Here is a 24,083-nt window from a genome sequence, read left to right as displayed (position 1 = left end):
GCCCGGCCGCCAAGCCGGGCTTTTTTTTATTTCTCGCGCACGCCTTCTACGGAGATGATCAGCTCAACGTCTTGCGACGCCGGGCCCAGATCGGTGGTGATGCCGAAATCTTTCAGCTTGATCTTGCCGTTGGCTTCAAAGCCGGCGCGGTAGCCGCCCCACGGATCGTTGCCCTGGCCAATCAGTTTGGCATCGAGCGTAACCGGTTTGGTGACGCCGTTCAGCGTCAGGTTGCCGACCACCGCATAACCGTCGCCGTTTTTCTTCACTTCGGTGGATTCAAACTTGGCCTGCTTGTTCTTCTCCACGTTGAGGAATTCGGCGCTGCGCAGGTGCTTGTCGCGCTCGGCATGGTTGGTGTCGACGCTGGCGGTATTGATGGTCACGTTGACCTTGTCCTTCGAAGGATCTTTTTCGTCGAAGGTGAAGCCGCCGTCGAAGTCTTTAAAGCTGCCGTACAGCCAGCTGTAGCCCAGATGCTGGATGCGGAACTCGATAAAGGCGTGCTGGCCCTGTTTGTCGATCTTGTAGTCCGCCGCCAGTGCGGAACCGGCGCTCAGCAGCAGGGCGCCTGCGGTCAGGCCCAATACGGTCTTTTTCAACATAGCAATCTCCATAAATCCAAAGGTTAATCGGCGCTGCTACCCAGCATCCGTTTCAAAGTGACATCACGATCGATAAAGTGATGTTTAAGCGCGGCCAGCCCGTGCAGTACCGAGAGCACTACCACGGCCCAGGCCAGGTAAAGGTGTATGGCGCCGGCGGTGTCGGCCTGTTCCGCCATGCCGGTCACGGTGGCGGGCACGTCGAACCAGCCGAATACGCTGATCGGTTGGCCGTCGGCGGTGGAGATCAGATAGCCGCTGATCAGAATGCCGAACAGCACGGCGTACAGCGCCAGATGCGCGAGGATGGCGCTGACGCGAGTGAGGCGGCCATAGCTGGCCAGCGGCTTGGGTGGCGGTGAGACAAAGCGCCAGATCACGCGGATCACCATCACGATGAACAGCAGCGTGCCGATGCTTTTGTGGATCTCCGGCGCCTGGTGGTACCAGACGTCGTAATAGCCCAGCGTGACCATCCACAGGCCGAGCGCGAACATGCCGTACACCGTCAACGCCACCAGCCAGTGGATCAACACTGACACATGGCCGAAACGATCGGCGGTATTTTTCCAGAGCATCCTGTTTCCTTCGATTACCGATTGGCTGGCTGCAATAATTAAACTTTAGGAAACATAAAATCAATAATAAATTTAACTATGTTACTTCTTAGAAATATTAGTCAGTGAATTTGTTTGAGATGTTCGTGAACCTTCAGATAAATCGTTGAAGATGATATTGTTTCTCTCGCCCGGTGATTGTGCTAGTTGTTGAAAATTAGGCTTATTATCTATTAATGTCAGCTTTTGTCATTTTACGTAAACCTCGCGTGAGTTGCCCGGTGAGATTATTTGTTGGCAAAGGTTATGCCTATTTTTTGCGGCGCAGAGCAGGGCGGAAAGATTAACGTTGTCGAACGGTTTCGCTAAATCCCCTGCGGTGCAGCGGCGGATTTTGCTACCATTAGCGCCAAGAGACGGCCCCATGAGGCCGGTTAACCCAGTGAAATAACAAGGAAACGTCATGGGCCGAACCCGCGTGACCGACAGCAGCCTGCGTCTGGCCGTCCTGCTGGCGATGTTGGTGATCATTTTGGCCGGGGTGAAAGCCGCCGCCGACATCGTGGTGCCGTTTTTGCTGGCGGTATTTCTCGCTATGGTGTTGAACCCGCTGGTGGCGATGCTGGAACGCAAGCGGGTGCCGCGTATCGTCGGGGTGACGCTGCTGCTGACGGCGGTGATCGTGGTCGTGATGCTGTTTATCGGCATGCTGGGTGCTTCGCTGAACGAATTCGCCCGCTCGCTGCCGCAGTACCGCGGCATGATGATCGAGAAGCTGCGCGAGCTGCAGCATTACGCCGATCGCTTCAATATCAGCCTCTCCAGCGAAGCGATGCTGCAGTATGTCGATCCCAGCGCGGCGATGAATCTGGTCACCCGCATGCTGGGGCACCTGTCTGGCGCCATGACCAACGTCTTCCTGCTGCTGATGACCGTGGTGTTTATGCTGTTCGAAGTGCAGCTGCTGCCTTACAAGCTGCAGCAGGCGCTGGATAAGCCGAACGAGGGGCTCGCCGCGATGCGGCGGGCGCTGGACGGCGTGACGCGCTATCTGGTGATTAAAACCATCATCAGCCTGGCCACCGGGGTGATCGTCTGGATCTTCCTGGCGGCGGTCGGCGTGCGTTTTGCCTTTATCTGGGGGCTGCTGGCGTTTCTGCTCAACTATATTCCCAATATCGGCTCGGTGTTGGCCGCCATTCCGCCGCTGATTCAGGCGCTGCTGTTCAACGGATTGGGGGATGCGCTGGTGGTGGCGGGCGGCTTTATCGCTGTCAACATGGTGATCGGCAATATCCTCGAGCCGCGCGTGATGGGGCGCGGGCTGGGGCTGTCGACGCTGGTGGTGTTCCTGTCGCTGATCTTCTGGGGCTGGCTGCTCGGCCCGGTGGGCATGTTGCTGTCGGTGCCGCTGACGATCGTGGCGCGCATCGCGCTGGAGACCACCGAGGGCGGCTATCGGCTGGCGGTTATCCTGGGGGACGGCCGCCCGCCGCGCCAGCCTCCGGCGGCGCCGGAGTGAGGAAGATTTTTCCGCTCACGCCAGGTTGTGCGGCATGCTGCAGCGCCGCTGCGTACTGATGCAAAGGATAAATCGCGGCGGGTGGGCGCAGCGCCAGCTGGCCGCGCCGCAGCAGCTGGAACAACTGATAAAACGCCATCTGCCGTTGCGCCGGCGCCGCCTGTGCGTTCCATTTGCGCAGGTGGAACAGCGAAGCGCGCAGCTTTAACTCGTCCACCACGCGCCGCCAGTCTACCTGGCGGCCGCTCAGCAGGCCCAGCGCCACAAAATCGCCGCCGGAGCGCACCGCCCGCGCCAATTGCAATCCGTCTTCTCCACCGATGCAGTCGATGGCCGCACGGGCGCCAAAATTCGTCATTTCCACCAGCTGCGGCGCTTCGATAACGCGCCAGGCGCCGGCGGCCAGCAACGCCTGGCGATGAGCGGTGTTGCGCGCCACGACCGCCAGACGAATGCCGCGCAGCGCCGTCAGCTGCGCCAGCAGCAGGCTGACAGCGGAGCCGCCGCCGTTGAGCAGCAGTACGTCGCCGGCGCTGAGTGGCAGCCATTGCGTCAACAGCACCCAGCAGGTGAGCGGGTTGATATAGATTTGCGCTGCGCAGGCGTCGTCGATGTCGTCCGGCACCCAGATCACCCGATCCTCAGGCAGCGTGACGAAGGTTTGCCAACTGCCGTTACCCGCTACCGCCAGCGCGCGTCGGCCCGTTGAATGCCCATTCTGCGGATTGACGATGATGCCTACGCCTTCATATCCCGGCACCTGCGGCAGGGCGATGCGGTGCGCGTATTGGCCGTGGATCGGGATCAGATCGGAAGGGTTGATCGGGGCATAGCGCATCTGCAATAACCGCTGCCCGGGGCGCAGCAGCGGTCTGCTCATCTGCTGCAATTCCAGCACCTGGGTGGGATCGCCGAAGCGGCTGAAGCTCAATCGGGGAAATAACGGCGGCATGGCTTACATGACGAAGAAGAAATAGACATCCAACGCCAGCAGCACCAGCCACAGACAAAGGTAAAGCACCAGGTGCTCACGCACATTGTTGACGATAGCCGCCAGTATTCGGTTTAACATTTTAGCCGCCTGAAGAGAAGGACCCTTGATTATAGTCCTTTTCTCGGCGTCTTTTACAGCGCGCCGCGCGTGAGTGCTGGAAGAGCGGCGATAAAAAAGCCTGCGTTATCGCAGGCTTGATGTTATACCGCCAGCAGCGCCAGCGGCGTCGAATTGGTTGGCGTGCTCGGTGGGTAGAAATAGCGCAGCACGTTATACAGCGAGTAGAACTCCAGCCGGTTGCGCGCGTTGATCTTCTCCGTGATGTGACGCTTGTGCACGTACACCGTATGCGAGCTGATCTGCAGCTTTTTCGCGATACGGTAGTTGGGCATTTCCGCCATCCAATATTTCATTACCGTCAGTTCCTGTGGGCTGAACAGGGAACGCTCTTCGCCGTCATCGGCCAGCGCCAGCGGATTTTCGCGCAGCGTGCGTAAGGTGAGCGGCAGAATGCTTTTATTGAACAGAAAGGCATTATCGGCAATGCGCATTGGCGCTTCGCTGTAAGGATAAGGTGTATCGAGATAGATAAACAGCAAGGCGGACTGGCTGGCTTCCATAAATGCCTGCAGCTGTGCGTCCGCTTCGTTATAGCGGCATTGGTTGCTGAGGTTCACCAGAATGTGGCTCGGCTGAAAGCTGGCCAACAGCGGCGTAGCGTATTCAATGCTGTGGCAGCACTTGATCGTCGTAATCCCACTATCAGCAAAGTAGCTGGCTATACCGACCCGGGTGAAGCAGCATTCGTCCACGACAAGTAGTTTCATGGTGACGTCCTTGTTGAAAGCCGATGGAGCATATCTTCTGTAAAATAGGACTTACACTGCAAGTGTTCAATTCGGAAATTCAAATGCTGAATGCAAGAAATTTCCGTTATCAGAATTTTTACTTGGTATTTAAAAGAGTTAGCAGGTTAATAAATTGTAACCGGCAGATTTCGCTGTCCAGGGCGCGACGGGAACGTGGACAGCGAAATCCTTCGCTTAGCTGAATCGCTTCAGACCAAAGCTGGAGAGGTCAACCGGCGGCGCTTTGTCCTGCGCGAACAGCGCGGCGATCTCGCCCAGTGCGCTGGCGAACTTGAAGCCGTGGCCGCTCAATCCGCTGATGACCATCAGGCGATCGCAATCCGGCAGGGTATCGATAATAAAATCTTCGTCGGGGCTCATATCATAACTGCAGGCTTCGCCGTGTAAACATACGCCTACACCCGGCAAAAATTGCCGCAGGAAGGAGAAAACTTCCGTGCCGTCGCTGGCGTAGCTGCCGAAGGGTTTGCGCTGTTCGGGGGCATCCATCGGCTGGCCGCCGTCGTGTTTGCCCACTTTCAGGCCATCGTTATCCGCCGGGAAGCCGTAATAGTGCGTGCCGTCCTGCGCTTCGACGGTAAAGGCCGGGAAGCGATTGTTCACGCTGTAGCGGCCGTCCGCCTGATGCCAGGAGAATACCTTGCGCAATGGCGCGATAGGCAGCTGCGGCAACAGCGCTTTCACCCAGGTGCCTGCGGTGACCACCGCTTTTCGCGCCGTAAAACGCCCTTCGCCGGTGACGATCTCAACGCCGCCATCAATGGGGTTCACCGCGCTGACCGGGCAGTTGAACAGCTGGCTGCAGCCGGCCTCTTTCGCCAGTTTGATCAGGCTGGCAACCGCCCGTTCGGAGCGCAGGAAGCCGGCGTCTGGCTCGAAGACGCCGACGTAACCTTCCGGCGCGCGGAATTCCGGCCAGCGTTGAGCGATCTGTTCGGCGCTGAGGGTTTGCGCATTCAGGCGAAACTTTTGCGCGCTCTGCTGAGCATTGCGAATGAATTCGGAGTGCTGCGGCCCCAGGTTGAGTACGCCGCACGACTGGAACAGTTCTTCACCGGATTGCTGAATCAGCGCATTCCACAGCGCCTGTGCACGCAGCACCAGCGGCACGTACTTTTCACCTTCGCCGTAAGCGTGACGAATGATGCGGGTATCGCCGTGATGGCTGCCGTTGCGGTGTGGAGGAATGGCGCTGTCGATCATCAGCGCTTTCAAACCGGCCCGGGTAGCGTAATACCCTGCCGCCGCGCCGACTGAACCGCTGCCCACCACGATCAAATCATATTCCACGTGCCCACCCTCTCTGATAGCAATTGCTTATCGCCCCATGATAAAAGGTTGGCGAGCGCAATGCACTGATTGAACGGCGAAAGGCAGAGAAAAAGGCGCCGGGAACGGTCACGGCGCCTTAGGGTTAGGGGACGATGAATCAATGTTTTCTGCGATCAAGATCCTGGTAATCCGTAGCTTCAATCTTGGCGATGCCGGCCTCTAAAATATTGATTAATTGACGGGCGACATCTGTAGTCAGCCAAAGCGTTCGGTCTACTTGGGCTTCTTCGGGCGTTTGGTCTAGTGAAGACAGGTAATGAAGGCGTATCATCATGGCGTCGTAAACGTCGACAGTACTGATATCCCAACCGACAAGCGGGTGCGTCTGAATTACTTCATCATTTCTGTCCATAAAGACCCCTTATTGAGTAGTAACTACCGTGAGTGACTAACGAGGATCAATGCGGCTCATCATCATGAGAGCAATTACAGTATACGCATCAGCTTTCAACGGTGGAGAGGGTTGTCACCGAAATTTGCAAAATAAATATTTATTTGAACAATTATTCTACAAATTTGTATGTGCAGCAGTGGATGAGCAGAGCGCAGCGCGTTATTCCGCGTCGGCAGGCGGCGATGCGCCATGCAGACATTTTTCCAGCTCTTCGGCCAAATGGGCGAAATGCTTTTGCGTTTCGGCATCGCGATTCTGGCTGTGCGATTCCAGCTTCAGGCTGTGGATCAGCCGTTGGTTGGCTTTGTCATCCAGGCTGAAGGCCAGATAAGAAAAAGCCACTTCCAGTACGTTCAAGCGCCTTTTCTGATCGGCTATCAGCGCCAGCAGTTCGCCAAACGTCATTGCGTCTTCGGATTTCACCTTGTCCGGGGCCATGCTAACTCCTTTGCGTTAAATACAGCGCTGAGGCGGATTTTGTTCCAGAGTAAGGGTAAGCGATGAATGGGCAGGGCGCCAGAAACAAAAAAGCCGGAGAGCGACCCCCGGCAAAAACAGCATTGCAGTGTTATTCTGCGCTAAACCATTCGTCTGCGCTTTCCCAGGTTTCCTGAAGGATTTCCTCGATCAGATCCCGGTCGGTTTTGGCGCCCCCCAGCACGGAGAGCCCGTTGGCGCCGGCATAGCGTACGTGCACGACGGCGTCTGGAAACTGGCGGTTGACCCGCTTGCCCAGTTCACCGGTCAGCGCCTCAATGGCGCCCGCCGGCAGCGGCCGGGTTTTATCTATAGTGACTTCAACACGCATAATTGCCCCCGAAGCGATTTACTGTTTATTTATACAGTTAACCGAGTGCGGGGGCAAGAGGGCGAAGCAAAAATATCAGTCTTTCAGCGACCAGTTCAGGGTTTCACCCGCCAGGAAGGGGATCACGGATTCATTGCCGAGGGCGATCTCTTCCGGCTGGGTGGTTGGCACGCGCTGCAGTTCGATGAAGTCTTCGTTGAGCGGCAGGCCATAGAAGCGCGGGCCGTTGAGCGAACAGAAGGCTTCAAAGTGTTCCAACGCGCCGAGTTGTTCGAACACGGCGGCGTAAGCCGGGATGGCATTCGGCGCGTTGAAGCAGCCGGCGCAGCCACAGCTGGACTCTTTACGGTGCTTGAGGTGCGGCGCGGAGTCGGTGCCAAGGAAGAAGCGGTCCGAGCCGCTGGCCACCGCCTGACGCAGCGCCTCCTGGTGGACATTGCGCTTGAGGATCGGCAAGCAGAACAGGTGAGGGCGAATGCCACCGACCAGCATGTGGTTGCGGTTGAACATCAGGTGCTGCGGCGTGATGGTGGCGCCGAGGAAACGATTGCCTGCCTGCACATATTGCGCCGCTTCCTTGGTGGTGATGTGCTCGAAGACGATCTTCAGCTCAGGGAAATGCTGGCGAATCGGTTCCATCACCTGTTCGATAAAGCGCGCCTCGCGGTCGAAGATATCGACGGCGGGATCGGTCACTTCGCCGTGGATCAGCAAAGGCATGCCGATTTTTTGCATCTGTTCGAACAGCGGGTAAATACCGGTCACGTCGCTGACGCCGTGGCTGGAGTTGGTGGTGGCGTTGGCCGGATACAGCTTGGCGGCAGTAAACACCCCTTGTTCGAAGCCGTTGACCAGTTCACTGGCCGCCAGGGAGTTGGTCAGGTAGCAGGTCATCAGCGGAGTGAAGTTGTGCCCCTGCGGGACCGCCGCCAGAATGCGATCGCGGTAGGCGCGCGCGGCGGCCACGGTCGTTACGGGCGGAACCAGGTTCGGCATCACGATCGCCCGGCCAAATACCTGACTGGTATAGGGCACCACCGTTTTCAGCATTTCATCGTCACGCAGGTGGATATGCCAGTCGTCTGGGCGGCGGATTTTCAGAACTTGAGGTTGTGCGGTCATCTAGCTAGGCTCCGGCGGTCAAATACGTCTAATGAAAAGCGAATAATGGGTTTATTCACGCCGGGGTGTAAGGATAAGCGGAAAGTGCCGCAGATGCATCTGTTTGTTGGCGACAAGTTGAAATCAATAGCGCGGCGGGCGCATAGTAACCGGGATTTCAACGATGCCGACGCCAATACCGTCGACCTTCATCAAGTGGAAAGGGAGAAAGCAATGGAAGTACGCGTTATCGCCACCCTGCAAGCGAAAGCGGGATTTGAAGCCGCCGTCAGCGAAGCGGTGCACGACATTATCGAGCCGAGCCGCCAGGAGTTGGGCAACCTGCAATATGACTTGCATCGCGATCTGGAAAAGCCGGGTGTTTTCGTGTTCTTTGAGCGTTGGGCCAGCAGCGAAGCGCTGGATAAGCATAATGAGACGGCGCATTTTCAGCAGTTCGTCAGCCGGCTTGACGGCAAGCTGGATGTTCTGGACATCAAAAAACTGAAGAAGATCGCCTGAGTATTTTACAGGCAAGAAAAAACCCGCCGATGGCGGGTTTTTTTAGGGGTGCAGATTAACTTATTCGTTAACCGGCTGCGGTTTGGTGGCCGGCGCGGTTGCCTGGCTCACCGCCGAATGGCCGCCTGCGGAGCCTTTGCCTTCGAAGTTGAAGGAAGGGCGCTGCCAGTCGCTGTGCTTGCGTTCTTCCGGTACATAGGCTGGTGCCGGCGCTTTGGTCATCGGTGCAGTGGCGATGTGTTTGTACAGCACGTTCTGCACGGCTTTCACCGGCGCCGGCTGCTGAGCAACCACTGGCGCAGGGGCTGTTTCCACCGGAGCGGCTTCCACGGCCGCCGCCGTAGGTGCAGCTTCTACCACTGGCGTTTCTTTCGCTGGCGTGGCTTCTACCGGCGCAGTTTCGACCACAGGCTCGTCCTCGACCGACTTAGCTTCAACTACAGGCTCTGCAGCAACGGTTTCAACTACCGGCTCGGCTTCCACTGCCGGGGCAGTCTCTTCCACTTTCGGCTCTTCAACCGCGGCTTCCGCCGGCGCCGGGGTTTCCTCGGCCGGGATAGCAACGACAGGCGCTACGGCTGCAGCTTCTTCCGTTACGGTGACGGCGGCAGTTTCAACGGCGGCTTCTGGTGCCGGTTCGTTGACGCTGGCCGCGGCCTGGGTTTCTTCCACGGCAACGTTGTGTTGTTCAACCGCTGCGGCGACAACCGGTGCCTGCTCTACGGCTTCGGTCTGCACTTCGGCTTCTTCAACCTGAGCGACCGGGTAGCTTACCCAGACTTTGCCCGATGCCATTTCCGGCGAAGCGAAGGCACCCGCCAGCGGCATTGGAGATTGCAGCGGGTAACGCTCATCGCGGTAACGACGGCGGCGCTGGCCGCTGACGCGCAGGTGACGCGGTGAACGACGGGAGCGGCGCGGCATGCCTTCGCCGTTGCCGCGGTTTTCACCCTGGGCATCGTCTTCCGGCTGTGCGGCAACGGTTTCCGGCAGCAGCTTGACGCTATCGTCGGCGGTCGGCTGCACGTCTTCGGCTTTCGCTACCGGCGCTTTCGGCGCCAACAGCTCTTCCGCTGCACGCTGCAGCTCTTCTTCGGCAGACAGGATACGCACTTTCTGCGTCAGCGTGCGGCGCTGACGGCGCTGCATGTTCTGCTGCTGGCGTTCTTCCTGCTCTTCGTCGGTGCTCTCGACCGCTTCAACGCTTTCCAGCGCTTTCACTTCCTGCTGAGCCTGACGTTTCTCTTCCTGACGGCGACGCTGGCGTTCAGCACGCTGCTCACGACGCTGCTGCTGATCTTCGCGCGGCGCTTTAGCGCTTTCTTCCGAAGTGGTTTCCTCCGCTACCGGCGCGTTCTGCTGCTGGTTGCGGCGGTTACGACGCTGCTCATCGCGGGACTCACGCGATTCACGGCCTTCACGGTTCTCACGCGGTTCACGGTTGTCGCGCTCGCGATTGTCACGGCCTTCACCGCGCTCTTTACGCTCGCCGCGTTCAGGACGATCGCCACGCTCACCGCGCTCTTTACGGCCGGTGCCTTGGCGGCGCTGACCGCGACGATCCTGACGACGGTTTTCACCGTTGCCTTCCGCTTTCGGCGTTTCGGCCGGTTTGGCTTCTTCGACGGCAGGTTGTTCTTCACCGGCGAACAGGCTCTTCAGACCACCGAACAGGCGGCCCAGGAAGCCCTGCTTGGCGGCGACCGGCGCTGCGGCTTTCGCCTTGGCGGCGGCAGCGACAGGTTTGGTCACGGCGACGGGCTCTTCAGCCGGCGGCGGCGCATCGGCGGACAGCGAGAAGGAAGCCAGGGCCGGTTGCTCCGGACGCTTGCGTTCCATCGGCGCATCTTCCAGCGGGCGCTCCATGTCTTCTTCGTGCAGCTTCGGCAGCAGGTAGCTGAGGGTAGAGGTTTCCTCGCCCTTGCGCACGCGCAGCACCGAGTAGTGCGGGGTTTGCATCTGATCGTTCGGCACGATGACGGCTTTCACGCCGCCCTGGCGTTTTTCGATCGCGCTGACGGATTCGCGCTTTTCGTTCAGCAGGTACGAAGCGACCTGAACCGGCACGATAGCGTGAACTTCTTTGGTGTTTTCCTTCAGCGCTTCTTCTTCGATCAGGCGCAGAATGGACAGCGCCAGCGATTCGTTGTCGCGAATGGTGCCGGTGCCGTTACAGCGTGGGCACACGTGGTGGCTGGACTCGCCCAGCGACGGGCTGAGGCGCTGACGCGACATTTCCAGCAGGCCGAAGCGGGAGATGCGGCCGATTTGGATGCGCGCGCGGTCTTGGCGCACGGCGTCACGCAGGCGGTTTTCCACTTCGCGCTGGTGGCGTACCGGCGTCATGTCGATGAAGTCGATGACGATCAGGCCGCCGAGGTCGCGCAGGCGCAGCTGGCGAGCGATCTCGTCCGCCGCTTCCAGGTTGGTGTTGAACGCCGTCTCTTCGATGTCGCCGCCGCGGGTTGCGCGCGCGGAGTTGATGTCGATGGCGGTCAGCGCTTCGGTGCTGTCGATGACGATCGAGCCGCCGGACGGCAGGCGCACTTCGCGCTGGAAGGCGGATTCGATCTGCGATTCGATCTGGTAGTGGCTGAACAGGGGAATTTCACCGCTGTACAGTTTGATTTTGCTGCTGAAATCCGGGCGACCCAGCGCAGCGATGTGCTCTTTGGCCAGATCGAGAATTTTCGGGTTGTCGATCAGGATTTCGCCGATGTCCGGGCGCAGGTAGTCGCGGAAGGCGCGCACGATAACGTTGCTTTCCTGGTGGATCAGGAACGGCGCAGGGCGGCCTTCGGCGGCTTTTTTAATCGCTTCCCAGTGCTTCAGACGGAAGGAAAGATCCCACTGCAGCGCGTCGGCGGATTTGCCTACGCCCGCGGTGCGAACGATCAGGCCCATGCCGTCCGGCAGCTGCAGCGAGGAGAGCGCTTCTTTCAGCTCGGTGCGATCGTCACCCTCGATGCGGCGAGAAATACCGCCGGCGCGCGGGTTGTTCGGCATCAACACCAGATAGCTGCCCGCCAGGCTGATGAAGGTGGTCAAGGCGGCGCCTTTGTTGCCACGTTCTTCTTTGTCTACCTGAACAATGACTTCCTGGCCTTCGCGCAGCACATCTTTGATGTTTGGGCGACCATGGGAAGAGTAATTGCTAGGGAAGTATTCGCGGGCGATTTCTTTAAGGGGGAGGAAACCATGTCGTTCTGCGCCGTAATCCACGAACGCTGCTTCAAGACTTGGTTCAATGCGGGTGATTTTGCCTTTGTAAATATTCGCTTTTTTCTGCTCATGACCCGGACTTTCGATATCCAAATCATACAGCCGCTGTCCATCTACGAGGGCAACACGCAACTCTTCCTGCTGAGTTGCGTTAATCAACATTCTTTTCATCTTAACTTACTCGTTATTTTTACATTATCGACAAAGCTGCGGGCAAAATAACCTCATGGCCGGAGTTAAACCGAAAGCCCCGTGTCTTCTCGCAAAGTCGTCAACCTCACGGTTGTCGCCTGCATAGGGGCGCATTATCTCGGTAAGCCTGCTTTTCTTTGTGAAAGACAGCACTTTTACTAGGGGAATAGCCTCTGATTTACGTCGACAGATCTGATTCCATTTGCCGGCCAAGCTGCAACCCGCAGCCCGCTAATTGTTTGATTTCGCATTACGTCTTACGCCATTGCTGCGTTTTTGCGCGATCAGACAAATTTTATAATTCCACCGTTTTCCCTGTTTAACGAGAATCAACGCGGAAAGTGACTGCATTATTCCACTGCTGATGCCGTTATAGCAAGGTGACTTTTCCTTAACTGCGGAAGAAATCGCAAACGTTCAAATCGGCTTGCTGCCTTATTGTCCGCTGGGGTTTCGCCCGCCGTCAGAGAGACAGTTAAGCACAGAAAAAGATGTGGCGCTATTCACGCGCTCTATTTAGAATCCCGCACCATGAAAACGAACAATCCAGCAGTACAATTCATCACGATTTCCGACGACGAAGCCGGTCAGAGAATCGACAACTTTCTGCTCGCTCGCCTGAAAGGCGTGCCGAAGAGCATGATTTATCGCATCGTGCGCAAAGGCGAGGTGCGGGTTAATAAAGGGCGCATCAAGGTCGAATACAAATTGGCGGCCGGCGACGTGGTGCGCGTGCCGCCGGTGCGCGTGGCCGAGCGCGAAGAGGCGCCGGTGTCGGCCAAGCTGGATAAGGTGGCGGCGCTGGCCGACTGCATTCTGTATGAAGATGACCACCTGCTGATCCTCAACAAGCCTTCCGGCACCGCGGTGCACGGCGGCAGCGGCCTGAGCTTCGGCGTGATTGAAGGGCTGCGGGCGCTGCGCCCGGAAGCCCGCTTCCTCGAGCTGGTGCACCGTTTGGATCGCGATACCTCCGGCGTGCTGTTGGTGGCCAAGAAGCGTTCCGCGCTGCGTTCGCTGCATGAGCAACTGCGGCTGAAGGGCATGCAGAAGGATTATCTGGCGCTGGTGCGCGGCCAGTGGCAATCGCACTGCAAGGCCGTACAGGCGCCGTTGCTGAAAAATATTCTGCAAAGCGGCGAACGTATCGTGCGCGTCAACAGCGAAGGCAAGCCTTCGGAAACCCGCTTCAAGGTAGAAGAGCGTTACGAATTCGCCACCCTGGTGAAGGCCAGCCCGATCACCGGGCGTACTCACCAGATCCGCGTGCACACTCTGCATGCCGGGCACCCGATCGCCTTTGACGATCGCTACGGCGATCGCGAGTTCGATCGTCAACTGGCGGGCACCGGCCTGAAGCGGTTGTTCCTGCACGCTGCGGCGCTGCGCTTTGAGCATCCGGCCACCGGCGAAACGATGCGCATCGAAGCGCCGATGGACGAAGAACTGCGCCACTGCCTGCAGGTGCTGCGCCGGCAGGCGGCCAAGTAATCTGCGTCACACCAGCGGGTTGATGCCTTCAGCCCGCAACATGTCCAACAGCGCGATCAACGGCAGGCCGATCAGGGCGTTCGGATCCCGGCCTTCCAGCCTGTCGAACAGCGCGATCCCCAATCCCTCGCTCTTGAAACTGCCTGCGCAGTTCAGCGGTTGCTCCAGACGCACATAGGCGGCTATCTCCGCTTCGCTTAGCGCGCGAAAATGCACGTGAAACGGCTCGCACAAGGCTTGCAGCTGCTTGCTGCGGCCGTTGTACAGCGCCAGGCCGGTATAGAAAGTCACGGCCTGGCCGCTGGCCTGCCGCAGCTGCGCGCGGGCGTTTTCCTCGGTATGGGGCTTGCCGGTGATGTTGCCATCGATCACGCAGACCTGATCGGAGCCGATGATCAGATGCTCGGGATAGGCGAGGGCCAACGCCTGAGCCTTCGCCGCCGCCAGGCGCAGCACCAGCGCTTCGGCACTTTCGCCGGGCAAGGGGGTTTCATCCACCTCCGGCGCGGCGCAGTCGAACGGCAGCTGCAGCTTCTCCAGCAGCATTTTTCGATAGGGGGAAGTGGAGGCTAAAAGCAATCTCTGCATAATTTTTTTCGCAAACCGTAGCGTAAATGGGTACGGCATTTTAAACTGTCGGCCGCTGTGGAAGCGAATATTGGTGAAAGGAGCCGTTTTACGGCCTTTTTCTTTGACTCTATGTCGTTACAAAGTTAATATGCGCGCCCTATGCAAAAGGTAAAATTACCCTTGACCATTGATGCGGTACGTACCGCTCAGAAACGCCTGGACTATGCTGGTGTCTATGCGCCTGAGCAGGTTACTCGTGTTGCCGACTCCGTGGTCAGTGTGGACAGTGATGTCGAGGTGTCGTTGTCGTTCAATATCGACAATCAACGCCTCGCGGTGATAACAGGGCATGCGGACGTCACGGTAACGTTGATGTGCCAACGCTGTGGAGTCCCGTTCGAACATCAGGTTCACACAACATATTGTTTTAGCCCGGTCGTCAATGATGAGCAGGCTGAGGCATTACCGGAAGCGTACGAACCGATCGAAGTTGACGAGTTTGGCGAAGTCGATCTGTTGGCAATGATTGAAGACGAAATTATTCTTTCACTGCCTGTCGTTCCGGTACATGAATCTGAACACTGTGAAGTGTCCGAAGCGGACATGGTATTTGGCCAACTGCCTCCCGAGGCGGAGAAACCGAATCCGTTTGCCGTATTAGCCAGTTTAAAGCGTAAGTAATTGAGGAGTAAGGTCCATGGCCGTACAACAGAATAAACCAACCCGTTCCAAGCGTGGCATGCGTCGTTCTCACGATGCTCTGACCACGACTACTCTGTCTGTAGACAAAGTATCCGGTGAAACTCACCGTCGTCACCACATCACTGCCGACGGTTTCTACCGCGGTCGCAAGGTTATCGGCTAAGTAGCGATACCTTGACTCGTCTAACCCTGGCGTTAGATGCAATGGGCGGGGACTTCGGTCCCTGCGTCACAGTGCCTGCTTCGTTGCAGGCACTGGCCTCTAATTTACAGCTTCATCTCCTGCTGGTCGGCAATCCCGACGTCATCTCTCCCTTGCTTGCCCACGCCGATCCGGTTCTTCTGGAGCGTCTGCAAGTCGTGCCCGCCGTGTCCGTGATCGCCGGCGACGCCAAACCTTCACAAGCGATACGCGCCAGTCGCGGCACGTCGATGCGCATTGCGCTCGAACAGCTCAGCAGCGGCAACGCGCAGGGGTGCGTCAGCGCCGGCAATACCGGTGCGCTGATGGGATTGGCGAAGCTGCTGGTCAAGCCGCTGGAAGGCATCGAGCGCCCGGCGCTGATGACGGCGATCCCGAACCAGCAACGCAGCAAAACCGTGGTGCTGGATCTGGGCGCCAACGTTGAGTGCGACAGCACCATGCTGGTGCAGTTTGCCGTGATGGGTGCGGTGATGGCGGAAGAGGTGATCGGCATTGCGCAACCGCGGGTGGCGCTGCTGAATATTGGCGAAGAAGAGACCAAAGGCCTGGATAATATCCGCGAAGCGGCCGCTGTGCTAAAAAATACTCCGGCAATCAACTATATTGGTTACCTGGAAGGAAACGAACTGCTCACCGGCAAGACCGACGTGTTGGTTTGTGATGGCTTCGTGGGCAATGTCACCCTGAAAACCATGGAAGGGGTGGTCAGGGTGTTCTTATCGCTGCTGAAATCGTCCGGCGACGGAAACAAGCGAGCGTGGTGGCTGAAATTGTTGGGCCGTTGGTTGCAAAAACGGGTGGTTAAGCGGTTCGGCCACCTGAACCCCGACCAGTATAATGGCGCATGTCTGTTAGGATTGCGCAGCACCGTAGTCAAGAGCCACGGCGCTGCGAACCCTCACGCGTTTGCAGTCGCAATCGAACAGGCTGTGCAGGCGGTGCAGCGGCAAGTCCCGGAAAGGATTGCTGCGCGCCTTGAGGCTGTATTACCTAAGAGTGACTGATCGTACATGTATACAAAGATTCTCGGTACGGGGAGTTATTTGCCCGTACAAGTGCGCACCAATGCTGATTTGGAAAAAATGGTGGATACCTCTGACGAGTGGATCGTCACGCGTACCGGTATCCGCGAACGTCGCATCGCCGCCGCGGATGAAACCGTTGCGACGATGAGCTTCCAGGCCGCTGAAAAAGCGCTGGAAATGGCAGGTGTGGCTAAAGAAGACATCGGGCTGATCGTGGTGGCGACCACCACGAATACGCACGCGTTCCCGAGCGCGGCGTGCCTGGTGCAAGACATGCTGGGTATCAAAGACTGCGCGGCGTTCGATCTGGCTGCGGCCTGCGCCGGCTTTACTTACGCGCTCAGCGTGGCCGATCAGTACGTGAAAAACGGCGCGGTCAAACATGCGTTGGTGATCGGCGCAGATCTGTTGTCACGCACGCTGGATCCTGAAGATCGCGGCACCATCATCCTGTTTGGTGATGGCGCAGGGGCGGTGGTGCTGGGGGCGTCTGAAGAGCCGGGCATTCTGTCTACCCATCTGCATGCCGACGGCAGCTACGGCAACCTGCTGACGCTGCCATATAAGGATCGCCAGAATCAAGACAAGCCGGCCTATGTCACCATGGCGGGCAATGAAGTCTTCAAGGTTGCGGTCACCGAGCTGGCGCGCATCGTCGACGAGACGCTGCAGGCCAACAACATGGACCGCAGCGAGCTGGATTGGCTGGTGCCGCACCAGGCCAACCTGCGCATCATCAGCGCAACGGCGAAAAAACTGGGCATGGGGATGGACAAAGTGGTGGTGACGCTCGATCGTCACGGCAACACCTCTGCCGCCTCGGTGCCTTCCGCACTGGACGAAGCCGTGCGCGACGGGCGAATTCAGCGTGGCCAACTGGTGCTGTTGGAAGCCTTCGGCGGCGGCTTTACCTGGGGCTCGGCGCTGGTTCGTTTCTGATTTGGACAGGAAGAAAAAATGACGCAATTTGCTTTTGTTTTCCCGGGCCAGGGGTCGCAGACCGTTGGCATGCTGGCCGAGTTGGCCGCCCAGTTCCCGATCGTCGAAGAAACCTTTGGCGAGGCTTCTTCCGCCCTGGGTTACGACCTGTGGCAGCTGGTGCAGCAAGGTCCGGCGGAAGAACTGAACAAAACCTGGCAGACCCAACCGGCTCTGTTGGCCGCTTCGGTGGCGATTTTCCGCGTGTGGCAGCAGCAGGGCGGTAAAGCGCCTGCGCTGATGGCGGGCCACAGCCTGGGCGAGTACTCGGCGCTGGTCTGCGCCGGCGTGCTGGACTTCAAGGCGGCGATCCGTCTGGTCGAGCTGCGCGGCAAGCTGATGCAGGAAGCGGTGCCGGAAGGCACCGGCGCGATGTACGCCATCATCGGTCTGGACAACGACGCGATCGCCAAGGCGTGCGAAGAGTCCGCGCAGGGGCAGGTGGTTTCTCCGGTCAACTTCAACTCGCCGGGCCAGGTGGTTATCGCCGGCAATAAAGAAGCGGTTGAACGTGCAGGCGCCGCCTGCAAAGCCGCCGGCGCCAAACGTGCGCTGCCGCTGCCGGTGAGCGTGCCTTCGCACTGCGCGCTGATGAAACCGGCCGCCGACAAGCTGGCCGTGGCGCTGCAGGACATCACCTTCAACGCGCCGCAGGTGCCGGTGGTGAACAACGTCGACGTACGCACCGAAAACGATCCTGAAGCGATCCGCAGCGCGCTGGTGCGTCAGCTTTACAGCCCGGTGCGTTGGACCGAGAGCGTAGAATTTATCGCAGCACAGGGAGTGACGTCGCTGCTGGAAGTGGGGCCGGGCAAAGTGCTGACCGGTCTGACTAAACGTATTGTTGACACCCTGACGGCTGCGGCGGTGAACGACACCGCCAGCCTGTCGGCGGCGCTTGAACAATAAAGAGGAAAATGATGAGCTTCGAAGGTAAAATCGTTCTGGTCACCGGCGCGAGCCGCGGTATTGGCCGAGCCATTGCAGAAACGTTTGTAGCACGCGGCGCCAAAGTGATCGGCACCGCGACCAGTGAGAGTGGCGCTGAAGCGATCAGCGGCTACCTGGGCGCAAACGGCAAAGGGTTTATGTTGAACGTTGTTGATGCGCAATCTATCGACAGCGTGCTGGCATCGATTCGTGCCGAATTTGGCGAAATCGACATTTTAGTGAATAATGCCGGCATCACGCGTGATAACCTGCTGATGCGTATGAAGGATGATGAGTGGGAGGATATCCTCGACACCAACCTGACTTCCGTATTCCGCCTGTCAAAAGCGGTAATGCGCGCTATGATGAAAAAGCGGTTTGGCCGTATCATCACCATCGGTTCCGTTGTCGGTACCATGGGGAACGCAGGGCAGGCGAACTACGCGGCGGCTAAAGCCGGTCTGATTGGTTTTAGCAAATCTTTGGCACGTGAAGTTGCTTCTCGTGGCATTACGGTCAACGTCGTGGCACCTGGCTTTATTGAGACGGACATGACACGGGCGTTGACAGATGATCAACGCGCAGGCATTTTGTCATCAGTTCCAGCCAACCGGCTGGGCGATGCTAAAGAAATCGCCAGCGCTGTTGCATTTTTGGCCTCTGATGAGGCCGGCTATATCACCGGTGAAACGTTACATGTCAATGGCGGCATGTACATGATTTAAAAAATGTGAAAACCATTTGCGTTATTTGAGGCAAAAACCGCAAAATAGCGTAAAATCGTGGTTTGACCAGCCGGGATTTAGTTGCATCTTTTTCAGCATTTTATACACTACGAAAACCATCGCGAAAGCGAGTTTTGATAGGAAATTTAAGAGTATGAGCACTATCGAAGAACGCGTTAAGAAAATCATTGTTGAGCAACTGGGTGTTAAACAGGAAGAAGTTTTGAACAACGCTTCTTTCGTTGAAGATCTGGGCGCTGATTCTCTTGACACCGTTGAGCTGGTAATGGCACTGGAAGAAGAATTCGACACCGAGATTCCAGACGAAGAAGCTGAGAAGATCACTACTGTTCAGGCAGCTATTGATTTCATCAACGCTAGCCAGCAGTAAGAGAACATATCTAGGCGGTCGTTCGACCGCCTAAGTTTTTTCTATCCCTAGTGTCATATTTTTCCCTCCCTGGAGGACAAACGTGTCTAAGCGTCGAGTAGTTGTGACCGGACTGGGCATGTTGTCTCCTGTCGGCAATACGGTAGAGTCCACGTGGAACGCTCTTCTTGCCGGTCAGAGTGGCATCAGCCTGATCGACCATTTCGATACCACTGCCTATGCGACCAAGTTTGCTGGCCTGGTAAAGAATTTTAATTCTGAGGATTTCATCTCTCGCAAAGATGCGCGCAAGATGGACGCCTTTATCCAGTACGGTATCGCTGCCGGCATGCAAGCCATGCAGGATGCAGGTCTGGACATCACCGAGGCTAACGCCACCCGCATTGGAGCTGCGATCGGTTCCGGCATCGGCGGCCTGGGTTTGATTGAAGAAAACCACAGTTCACTGGTTAACGGTGGCCCACGGAAAATCAGTCCGTTCTTCGTGCCATCCACCATCGTGAATATGATTGCAGGCCACCTGACAATCATGTACGGCATGCGTGGTCCAAGCATCTCTATCGCCACCGCCTGTACTTCAGGTGTGCACAATATCGGCCATGCGGCGCGTATCATTGCCTACAATGATGCGGACGTGATGCTGGCCGGTGGGGCAGAGAAAGCCAGCACCCCATTGGGCGTCGGCGGCTTTGGCGCAGCGCGCGCCCTGTCCACCCGTAATGACAATCCGCAGGCGGCGAGCCGTCCGTGGGATAAAGACCGCGACGGCTTCGTGCTGGGCGACGGCGCCGGCATGATGGTGCTCGAAGAGTACGAACACGCGAAAAAACGCGGCGCGAAAATCTACGCCGAAGTGGTGGGCTTTGGGATGAGCAGCGATGCTTATCACATGACGTCACCGCCGGAAAACGGCGCGGGCGCTGCGCTGGCGATGGAAAATGCCCTGCTTGACGCCGGTGTGACCCCGTCACAAATCGGCTACATCAATGCGCACGGCACCTCTACGCCGGCGGGTGACCAGGCGGAAGCGCAGGCGGTGAAATCCGTCTTCGGTGCCGACGCCCACCGCGTGCTGGTGAGCTCGACCAAATCGATGACTGGCCACCTGTTGGGTGCGGCAGGCGCGATCGAGTCTATCTTCACCGTGCTGGCGCTGCGCGATCAGGCAGTACCGCCAACCATCAACCTGGATAACCCGGATGAAGGTTGCGATCTGGACTTCGTGCCTCACGAAGCGCGCCAGGTCAGTGATATGGAGTACACCTTGTGTAACTCCTTCGGCTTCGGCGGCACCAACGGCTCGCTGATCTTCCGCCGAGTGTAACTCGCGCTGTCGAACGCTGATGAAAGCCCGGTTTTTTAACCGGGCTTTTTTACGCCTGCCGTTTGGCCGCCGGCGGGGCTGCGTATCGTCTCGCCGCCTGCTATCCTGCGAGCGTAATGAAATAACCCGGCAACAGGAGGAAGCATGTACTGGATTAACGGACAACGCCACGATGCGCTGGCGCCGAGCGATCGCGGCCTGCAGTTCGGCGATGGCTGCTTTACTACCGCCCGGGTTATCGACGGTAAAATTGAGCTGCTGCCCTGGCATCTGGAGCGGTTGCAGCAAGCGGCGCAGCGGTTGATGCTGCCTGCCACAGATTGGCTGGCTTTCGAGCGGGAGATGGCGCTGGCGGCCGAATCAATTCCGCTCGGCGTGGTCAAAGCGATACTGACGCGCGGCAGCGGCGGGCGGGGTTACAGCCCGACGGGGTGCGAAAACCCGACGCGCATCGTCGCCCGCAGCAGCTACCCTGCGCACTATTTGCAGTGGCGCGAGCAGGGCATCACGCTTGCGCTCAGCCCGGTGGCGCTGGCGCGCAATCCGCTGCTGGCGGGGTTGAAGCATTTGAACCGCCTAGAGCAGGTGCTGATCCGCGCGCATCTTGACCAGACGGCCGCCGACGAGGCGCTGGTGCTTGACACTGCCGGTATGCTGGTGGAATGCTGTGCGGCTAATTTGTTCTGGCGTAAGGGAAAAGCGGTATTTACCCCGGATCTGAGCCAGGCCGGCGTCGCGGGCCTGATGCGGCGGCGGGTGATCGCGCTGCTGGCGGGCTCGGAATACCGTTTACAGTGCGTCAGTGAACCGCTGGAGACGCTGGCCGATGCCGACGAAGTGCTGGTGAGCAATGCGCTGATGCCGCTGCTGCCGGTAAACGCTGCGCAATCATGGCGTTATGCTTCGCGCCAGCTGTATGATTTTTTGCGTCCACACTGTTAACCATGGCTGATTGATGAAGAAAAGAAAGCTGAAGGTCCTGTCTGTTATTGTTGTTCTGGTATTAGCGCTGCTGTTTTGGGGCTACCAGAAGATCGAACGCTTTGCCGATACGCCGCTGGCTATCCAGCAAGAAACCATCTTCAAACTGCCGGCCGGCACCGGCCGGGTAGCGCTGGAAGGGCTACTGGTACGCGATAAACTGGTGCACAACGGGCGCTGGTTCCAGTGGCTGCTGAAGCTGGAGCCGGAGCTGGCGGAGTTTAAAGCCGGTACCTACCGGTTCACGCCGGGCATGACGGTGCGCCAGATGCTGAAACTGTTGGCCAGCGGCAAAGAGGCGCAGTTCACCGCACGCTTTATCGAAGGCTCACGCCTGCGTGACTGGCAGCAGGTGCTGCAGCAGTCCAAATACCTGAAACACACCCTGGCGGGCAAGAGCGAAGCGGAGATCGCCGCTGCGCTCGGCATTCCTGCGGGAGAAACCCCGGAAGGGCATTTGTACCCGGATACCTATCAGTATACCGCCGGCATGAGCGACATCGCGTTGCTCAAACGCGCGCACGTGCGCATGAACAAAGCGCTGCAGGCCGCCTGGGCCGGCCGCGACACCAGCCTGCCGTACAAAACGCCGGAGGAGCTGCTGACCATGGCTTCGATCGTCGAGAAAGAGACCGCGGTCCCGGAAGAGCGCAGCAAGGTGGCGTCGGTGTTCGTCAACCGCTTGCGTATCGGCATGCGTCTGCAGACCGATCCGACGGTGATCTACGGCATGGGCGAAAGCTATAATGGCAACATCACGCGCAAGGATCTGGAGACGCCGACGCCTTATAACACCTATGTGATCGCCGGCCTGCCGCCAACGCCGATCGCCATGCCGGGTGAGGCCTCGTTGCAGGCGGCCGCCAATCCGGCCAAAACGCCTTATCTCTATTTTGTCGCTGACGGCAAGGGTGGGCATACCTTCACCACCAATCTGGCGAGTCATAACCAGGCGGTGCGCGTGTACCGTCAGGCGTTAAAGGAAAAGAATGAAAAGTAAATTCGTTGTTATCGAAGGGCTGGAAGGCGCGGGTAAAACCACCGCGCGCGACACGGTAGTCAATGTGCTGCGTGAACATGGCATCAACGACATCGTCTTCACCCGTGAACCCGGCGGCACGCCGCTGGCGGAGAAGCTGCGCGACCTGTTCAAGCGCGGCATCGACGGCGAATTGCCGACCATCAAGGCCGAAGTCTTGATGCTGTACGCTGCGCGCGTGCAGCTGGTGGAAACCGTGATCAAACCCGCTCTGGCGCGTGGCGCCTGGGTGGTGGGCGATCGCCACGATCTCTCTTCACAAGCCTATCAGGGCGGCGGCCGTGGCGTGGATCCGCAACTGATGGCCTCGCTGCGCGACACCGTGCTGGGAGATTTCCGCCCGGACCTGACGGTCTATCTCGATCTGCCGCCGCTGGTCGGCCTGCAACGCGCGCAGGCGCGCGGCCAATTGGATCGTATCGAACAAGAAGCGCTGCCGTTCTTCGAACGCACCCGCGCTCGTTATCTGGAGCTGGCGGCGCAGGATGAAACCATCGTCACCGTTGACGCGGCCCAGCCGCTGGAGCAGGTGACTGCGGCGATCCGCGACTGCGTCGGCCACTGGCTGCGGCAGCAGGAAGGCGCATAATGAACTGGTACCCGTGGCTGAATGGCCCTTATCGCCAGCTGATTGGGCAGTACGCCGAGGGCCGCGGCCATCATGCGCTGCTGCTGCACGCGGCGGCGGGCAACGGTGACGACGCGCTGGCCTACGGCCTGAGCCGTTGGTTGATCTGTCAGCAGCGCAACGGTGAAAAAAGCTGCGGCGAGTGTCACAGCTGTCGGCTGATGCTGGCGGGCAACCACCCGGATTATCACGTGCTGGCGCCGGAAAAGGGCAAGAGCAGCCTGGGCATCGAACCGATCCGCCAGGTGATTGAAACGCTGTATGCCCACGCGCAGCAGGGCGGCGCCAAGGTGATTTGGCTGCCGCAGGCGGAACAGCTGACCGAGGCGGCGGCCAACGCGCTGCTTAAAACGCTGGAAGAGCCGCCGGAGAAAACCTATTTTCTGCTGGGTTGCCGTGAGCCGTCGCGGCTGATGGCGACGCTGCGCAGCCGCTGCCTGTACTGGCATTTGGCCAGCCCGGAGGAGCAGCTCAGCCTGCAGTGGCTGAGCCGGCAGGCGGCCGGCTCTCAGACGGACCGCCTCACGGCGCTGCGCCTGCACGACGGCGCGCCGCTGGCCGCCGAACAGCTGTTGCAGCCGCAGCAGTGGCAGCAGCGCAGTGCGCTGTGCGCCGCGTTGAGCGCCGCGCTGCCGCAGCGCGATATGCTGTCGATGTTGCCGGTGCTGAACCATGAAGACGTCGCCGAGCGCCTGCACTGGCTGTGCGCGCTGCTGGTGGACGCCATGAAGTGGCAACAGGGTGCACATCACTATGTATTGAATCAGGATCAGCAGCCGCTGGTGCATCAGTTGGCCAGCCTGCTGAGCAGCGCCTCGTTGCAACAGATCGTGCAGCAGTGGCTGAACTGCCGTCACCAGATGCTCAGCGTGGTGGGCGTCAATCGCGAGCTGCTGCTGACCGAACAGTTACTTCGCTGGGAACAGATGCTTGGCGCCGCCGGCTATTCCCACCCTCACTCGCTGTAAAGTTAAAG

27 protein-coding genes are annotated in these 24,083 nt (G+C 58.6%); 15 read left to right on the top strand and 12 right to left on the bottom strand.

Annotated features, from left to right (window positions below):
- Nucleotides 1–26 precede the first annotated feature (26 nt).
- Nucleotides 27–605: a YceI family protein gene (locus ACMGF9_RS14430; protein WP_015377429.1), complete on the bottom strand. Its 579-nt coding sequence runs from the start codon at nucleotides 603–605 to the stop codon at nucleotides 27–29.
- Nucleotides 606–628: 23 nt separating this feature from the next.
- Complete coding sequence (locus ACMGF9_RS14425; protein WP_004927830.1) at nucleotides 629–1,183, bottom strand: cytochrome b; 555 nt, start codon at nucleotides 1,181–1,183, stop codon at nucleotides 629–631.
- Between the two features lie 442 nt (nucleotides 1,184–1,625).
- On the opposite strand from ACMGF9_RS14425, the gene ACMGF9_RS14420 reads away from it, so the two are divergent.
- Nucleotides 1,626–2,684 carry an AI-2E family transporter gene (locus ACMGF9_RS14420; RefSeq protein WP_021504908.1) on the top strand — a complete coding sequence of 353 codons (1,059 nt, stop codon included), beginning with the start codon at nucleotides 1,626–1,628 and terminating at the stop codon, nucleotides 2,682–2,684.
- On the opposite strand, the gene ACMGF9_RS14415 is transcribed toward ACMGF9_RS14420, so the two are convergent.
- The 8 genes from ACMGF9_RS14415 to pyrC form a co-directional block, all read right to left on the bottom strand.
- Nucleotides 2,632–3,636: a zinc-dependent alcohol dehydrogenase family protein gene (locus ACMGF9_RS14415; protein ID WP_380693441.1), complete on the bottom strand. Its 1,005-nt coding sequence runs from the start codon at nucleotides 3,634–3,636 to the stop codon at nucleotides 2,632–2,634. The genes ACMGF9_RS14420 and ACMGF9_RS14415 overlap by 53 nt on opposite strands.
- 3 nt (nucleotides 3,637–3,639) lie before the next feature.
- Nucleotides 3,640–3,756, bottom strand: a complete 117-nt coding sequence (locus ACMGF9_RS14410; RefSeq protein ID WP_004927822.1) for a DUF2770 family protein — start codon at nucleotides 3,754–3,756, stop codon at nucleotides 3,640–3,642.
- A gap of 122 nt (nucleotides 3,757–3,878) precedes the next feature.
- Entirely contained in the window at nucleotides 3,879–4,505 is a 627-nt protein-coding gene (locus ACMGF9_RS14405; RefSeq protein WP_015377442.1) for a LuxR C-terminal-related transcriptional regulator, read from the bottom strand.
- 216 nt (nucleotides 4,506–4,721) lie between these two features.
- Nucleotides 4,722–5,837 (bottom strand): N-methyl-L-tryptophan oxidase, encoded by a 1,116-nt coding sequence (gene solA / locus ACMGF9_RS14400; protein ID WP_118892179.1) that lies wholly within the window; start codon nucleotides 5,835–5,837, stop codon nucleotides 4,722–4,724.
- Nucleotides 5,838–5,976: 139 nt separating this feature from the next.
- Complete coding sequence (bssS, locus tag ACMGF9_RS14395; RefSeq protein WP_004927812.1) at nucleotides 5,977–6,231, bottom strand: biofilm formation regulator BssS; 255 nt, start codon at nucleotides 6,229–6,231, stop codon at nucleotides 5,977–5,979.
- A 201-nt stretch (nucleotides 6,232–6,432) separates the two neighbouring features.
- Nucleotides 6,433–6,711, bottom strand: a complete 279-nt coding sequence (locus ACMGF9_RS14390) for a hypothetical protein (RefSeq protein WP_004927809.1) — start codon at nucleotides 6,709–6,711, stop codon at nucleotides 6,433–6,435.
- A gap of 130 nt (nucleotides 6,712–6,841) precedes the next feature.
- Entirely contained in the window at nucleotides 6,842–7,081 is a 240-nt protein-coding gene (dinI, locus tag ACMGF9_RS14385) for a DNA damage-inducible protein I (protein WP_015377444.1), read from the bottom strand.
- Nucleotides 7,082–7,156: 75 nt separating this feature from the next.
- Nucleotides 7,157–8,203, bottom strand: coding sequence for a dihydroorotase (gene pyrC / locus ACMGF9_RS14380; RefSeq protein ID WP_004927803.1), 1,047 nt, complete (start codon nucleotides 8,201–8,203; stop codon nucleotides 7,157–7,159).
- Nucleotides 8,204–8,416: 213 nt separating this feature from the next.
- Between pyrC and ACMGF9_RS14375 the strand changes: the two genes are divergently transcribed.
- Nucleotides 8,417–8,704 (top strand): putative quinol monooxygenase, encoded by a 288-nt coding sequence (locus ACMGF9_RS14375; protein ID WP_015377446.1) that lies wholly within the window; start codon nucleotides 8,417–8,419, stop codon nucleotides 8,702–8,704.
- Between the two features lie 60 nt (nucleotides 8,705–8,764).
- Here ACMGF9_RS14375 and rne read toward each other — a convergent pair whose 3' ends face one another.
- Nucleotides 8,765–12,097 (bottom strand): ribonuclease E, encoded by a 3,333-nt coding sequence (gene rne / locus ACMGF9_RS14370; protein ID WP_076740344.1) that lies wholly within the window; start codon nucleotides 12,095–12,097, stop codon nucleotides 8,765–8,767.
- Nucleotides 12,098–12,649: 552 nt separating this feature from the next.
- Here rne and rluC point away from each other — a divergent pair.
- Nucleotides 12,650–13,609 (top strand): 23S rRNA pseudouridine(955/2504/2580) synthase RluC, encoded by a 960-nt coding sequence (rluC, locus tag ACMGF9_RS14365; RefSeq protein ID WP_004927787.1) that lies wholly within the window; start codon nucleotides 12,650–12,652, stop codon nucleotides 13,607–13,609.
- Nucleotides 13,610–13,615: 6 nt separating this feature from the next.
- On the opposite strand, the gene ACMGF9_RS14360 is transcribed toward rluC, so the two are convergent.
- Nucleotides 13,616–14,197, bottom strand: coding sequence for a Maf family protein (locus ACMGF9_RS14360; RefSeq protein ID WP_004927784.1), 582 nt, complete (start codon nucleotides 14,195–14,197; stop codon nucleotides 13,616–13,618).
- Between the two features lie 141 nt (nucleotides 14,198–14,338).
- Between ACMGF9_RS14360 and yceD the strand changes: the two genes are divergently transcribed.
- The 12 genes from yceD to holB all read left to right on the top strand — a co-directional run bounded on the left by yceD (nucleotide 14,339) and on the right by holB (nucleotide 24,075).
- Nucleotides 14,339–14,860: a 23S rRNA accumulation protein YceD gene (yceD, locus tag ACMGF9_RS14355; protein ID WP_004927780.1), complete on the top strand. Its 522-nt coding sequence runs from the start codon at nucleotides 14,339–14,341 to the stop codon at nucleotides 14,858–14,860.
- A 16-nt stretch (nucleotides 14,861–14,876) separates the two neighbouring features.
- Nucleotides 14,877–15,044, top strand: a complete 168-nt coding sequence (gene rpmF, locus ACMGF9_RS14350) for a 50S ribosomal protein L32 (protein WP_004927778.1) — start codon at nucleotides 14,877–14,879, stop codon at nucleotides 15,042–15,044.
- 11 nt (nucleotides 15,045–15,055) lie between these two features.
- Nucleotides 15,056–16,090, top strand: coding sequence for a phosphate acyltransferase PlsX (plsX, locus tag ACMGF9_RS14345; protein WP_071796784.1), 1,035 nt, complete (start codon nucleotides 15,056–15,058; stop codon nucleotides 16,088–16,090).
- Between the two features lie 6 nt (nucleotides 16,091–16,096).
- A complete protein-coding gene (locus ACMGF9_RS14340; RefSeq protein WP_004928723.1) occupies nucleotides 16,097–17,050 on the top strand; it encodes a beta-ketoacyl-ACP synthase III in 954 nt (317 codons plus the stop codon).
- Nucleotides 17,051–17,068: 18 nt separating this feature from the next.
- Nucleotides 17,069–17,998, top strand: coding sequence for an ACP S-malonyltransferase (fabD, locus tag ACMGF9_RS14335; protein ID WP_015377451.1), 930 nt, complete (start codon nucleotides 17,069–17,071; stop codon nucleotides 17,996–17,998).
- Between the two features lie 11 nt (nucleotides 17,999–18,009).
- Entirely contained in the window at nucleotides 18,010–18,744 is a 735-nt protein-coding gene (gene fabG, locus ACMGF9_RS14330; RefSeq protein ID WP_004928729.1) for a 3-oxoacyl-ACP reductase FabG, read from the top strand.
- 154 nt (nucleotides 18,745–18,898) lie between these two features.
- Entirely contained in the window at nucleotides 18,899–19,135 is a 237-nt protein-coding gene (gene acpP / locus ACMGF9_RS14325; protein WP_004719003.1) for an acyl carrier protein, read from the top strand.
- A gap of 82 nt (nucleotides 19,136–19,217) precedes the next feature.
- On the top strand, nucleotides 19,218–20,459 hold the full coding sequence (fabF, locus tag ACMGF9_RS14320) for a beta-ketoacyl-ACP synthase II (RefSeq protein ID WP_015377452.1): 1,242 nt from the start codon (nucleotides 19,218–19,220) through the stop codon (nucleotides 20,457–20,459).
- 144 nt (nucleotides 20,460–20,603) lie between these two features.
- Nucleotides 20,604–21,401 carry an aminodeoxychorismate lyase gene (gene pabC, locus ACMGF9_RS14315; protein WP_049197997.1) on the top strand — a complete coding sequence of 266 codons (798 nt, stop codon included), beginning with the start codon at nucleotides 20,604–20,606 and terminating at the stop codon, nucleotides 21,399–21,401.
- A 13-nt stretch (nucleotides 21,402–21,414) separates the two neighbouring features.
- Complete coding sequence (gene mltG, locus ACMGF9_RS14310) at nucleotides 21,415–22,440, top strand: endolytic transglycosylase MltG (RefSeq protein WP_049241735.1); 1,026 nt, start codon at nucleotides 21,415–21,417, stop codon at nucleotides 22,438–22,440.
- Nucleotides 22,430–23,068, top strand: coding sequence for a dTMP kinase (tmk, locus tag ACMGF9_RS14305; protein WP_176326097.1), 639 nt, complete (start codon nucleotides 22,430–22,432; stop codon nucleotides 23,066–23,068). Before mltG ends, tmk begins: the two co-directional genes overlap by 11 nt.
- Nucleotides 23,068–24,075, top strand: a complete 1,008-nt coding sequence (holB, locus tag ACMGF9_RS14300; RefSeq protein ID WP_261125083.1) for a DNA polymerase III subunit delta' — start codon at nucleotides 23,068–23,070, stop codon at nucleotides 24,073–24,075. Before tmk ends, holB begins: the two co-directional genes overlap by 1 nt.
- Nucleotides 24,076–24,083: the final 8 nt, after the last annotated feature.

Source organism: Serratia sp. BNK-23 (assembly GCF_047456145.1).
Classification (GTDB): Bacteria; Pseudomonadota; Gammaproteobacteria; order Enterobacterales; family Enterobacteriaceae; genus Serratia; species Serratia nematodiphila.
This window is presented reverse-complemented; position numbering and strand designations above follow the sequence as displayed.

What these genes read in the sequence shown, in the direction of transcription:
- ACMGF9_RS14430 (WP_015377429.1), bottom strand. Translation starts at nt 605, where the DNA reads ATGTTGAAAAAGACCGTATTGGGCCTGACCGCAGGCGCCCTGCTGCTG.
- ACMGF9_RS14425 (WP_004927830.1), bottom strand. Translation starts at nt 1,183, where the DNA reads ATGCTCTGGAAAAATACCGCCGATCGTTTCGGCCATGTGTCAGTGTTG.
- ACMGF9_RS14420 (WP_021504908.1), top strand. Translation starts at nt 1,626, where the DNA reads ATGGGCCGAACCCGCGTGACCGACAGCAGCCTGCGTCTGGCCGTCCTG.
- ACMGF9_RS14415 (WP_380693441.1), bottom strand. Translation starts at nt 3,636, where the DNA reads ATGCCGCCGTTATTTCCCCGATTGAGCTTCAGCCGCTTCGGCGATCCC.
- ACMGF9_RS14410 (WP_004927822.1), bottom strand. Translation starts at nt 3,756, where the DNA reads ATGTTAAACCGAATACTGGCGGCTATCGTCAACAATGTGCGTGAGCAC.
- ACMGF9_RS14405 (WP_015377442.1), bottom strand. Translation starts at nt 4,505, where the DNA reads ATGAAACTACTTGTCGTGGACGAATGCTGCTTCACCCGGGTCGGTATA.
- bssS (WP_004927812.1), bottom strand. Translation starts at nt 6,231, where the DNA reads ATGGACAGAAATGATGAAGTAATTCAGACGCACCCGCTTGTCGGTTGG.
- ACMGF9_RS14390 (WP_004927809.1), bottom strand. Translation starts at nt 6,711, where the DNA reads ATGGCCCCGGACAAGGTGAAATCCGAAGACGCAATGACGTTTGGCGAA.
- dinI (WP_015377444.1), bottom strand. Translation starts at nt 7,081, where the DNA reads ATGCGTGTTGAAGTCACTATAGATAAAACCCGGCCGCTGCCGGCGGGC.
- pyrC (WP_004927803.1), bottom strand. Translation starts at nt 8,203, where the DNA reads ATGACCGCACAACCTCAAGTTCTGAAAATCCGCCGCCCAGACGACTGG.
- ACMGF9_RS14375 (WP_015377446.1), top strand. Translation starts at nt 8,417, where the DNA reads ATGGAAGTACGCGTTATCGCCACCCTGCAAGCGAAAGCGGGATTTGAA.
- rne (WP_076740344.1), bottom strand. Translation starts at nt 12,097, where the DNA reads ATGAAAAGAATGTTGATTAACGCAACTCAGCAGGAAGAGTTGCGTGTT.
- rluC (WP_004927787.1), top strand. Translation starts at nt 12,650, where the DNA reads ATGAAAACGAACAATCCAGCAGTACAATTCATCACGATTTCCGACGAC.
- ACMGF9_RS14360 (WP_004927784.1), bottom strand. Translation starts at nt 14,197, where the DNA reads ATGCAGAGATTGCTTTTAGCCTCCACTTCCCCCTATCGAAAAATGCTG.
- yceD (WP_004927780.1), top strand. Translation starts at nt 14,339, where the DNA reads ATGCAAAAGGTAAAATTACCCTTGACCATTGATGCGGTACGTACCGCT.
- rpmF (WP_004927778.1), top strand. Translation starts at nt 14,877, where the DNA reads ATGGCCGTACAACAGAATAAACCAACCCGTTCCAAGCGTGGCATGCGT.
- ACMGF9_RS14340 (WP_004928723.1), top strand. Translation starts at nt 16,097, where the DNA reads ATGTATACAAAGATTCTCGGTACGGGGAGTTATTTGCCCGTACAAGTG.
- fabD (WP_015377451.1), top strand. Translation starts at nt 17,069, where the DNA reads ATGACGCAATTTGCTTTTGTTTTCCCGGGCCAGGGGTCGCAGACCGTT.
- fabG (WP_004928729.1), top strand. Translation starts at nt 18,010, where the DNA reads ATGAGCTTCGAAGGTAAAATCGTTCTGGTCACCGGCGCGAGCCGCGGT.
- acpP (WP_004719003.1), top strand. Translation starts at nt 18,899, where the DNA reads ATGAGCACTATCGAAGAACGCGTTAAGAAAATCATTGTTGAGCAACTG.
- pabC (WP_049197997.1), top strand. Translation starts at nt 20,604, where the DNA reads ATGTACTGGATTAACGGACAACGCCACGATGCGCTGGCGCCGAGCGAT.
- mltG (WP_049241735.1), top strand. Translation starts at nt 21,415, where the DNA reads ATGAAGAAAAGAAAGCTGAAGGTCCTGTCTGTTATTGTTGTTCTGGTA.
- tmk (WP_176326097.1), top strand. Translation starts at nt 22,430, where the DNA reads ATGAAAAGTAAATTCGTTGTTATCGAAGGGCTGGAAGGCGCGGGTAAA.
- holB (WP_261125083.1), top strand. Translation starts at nt 23,068, where the DNA reads ATGAACTGGTACCCGTGGCTGAATGGCCCTTATCGCCAGCTGATTGGG.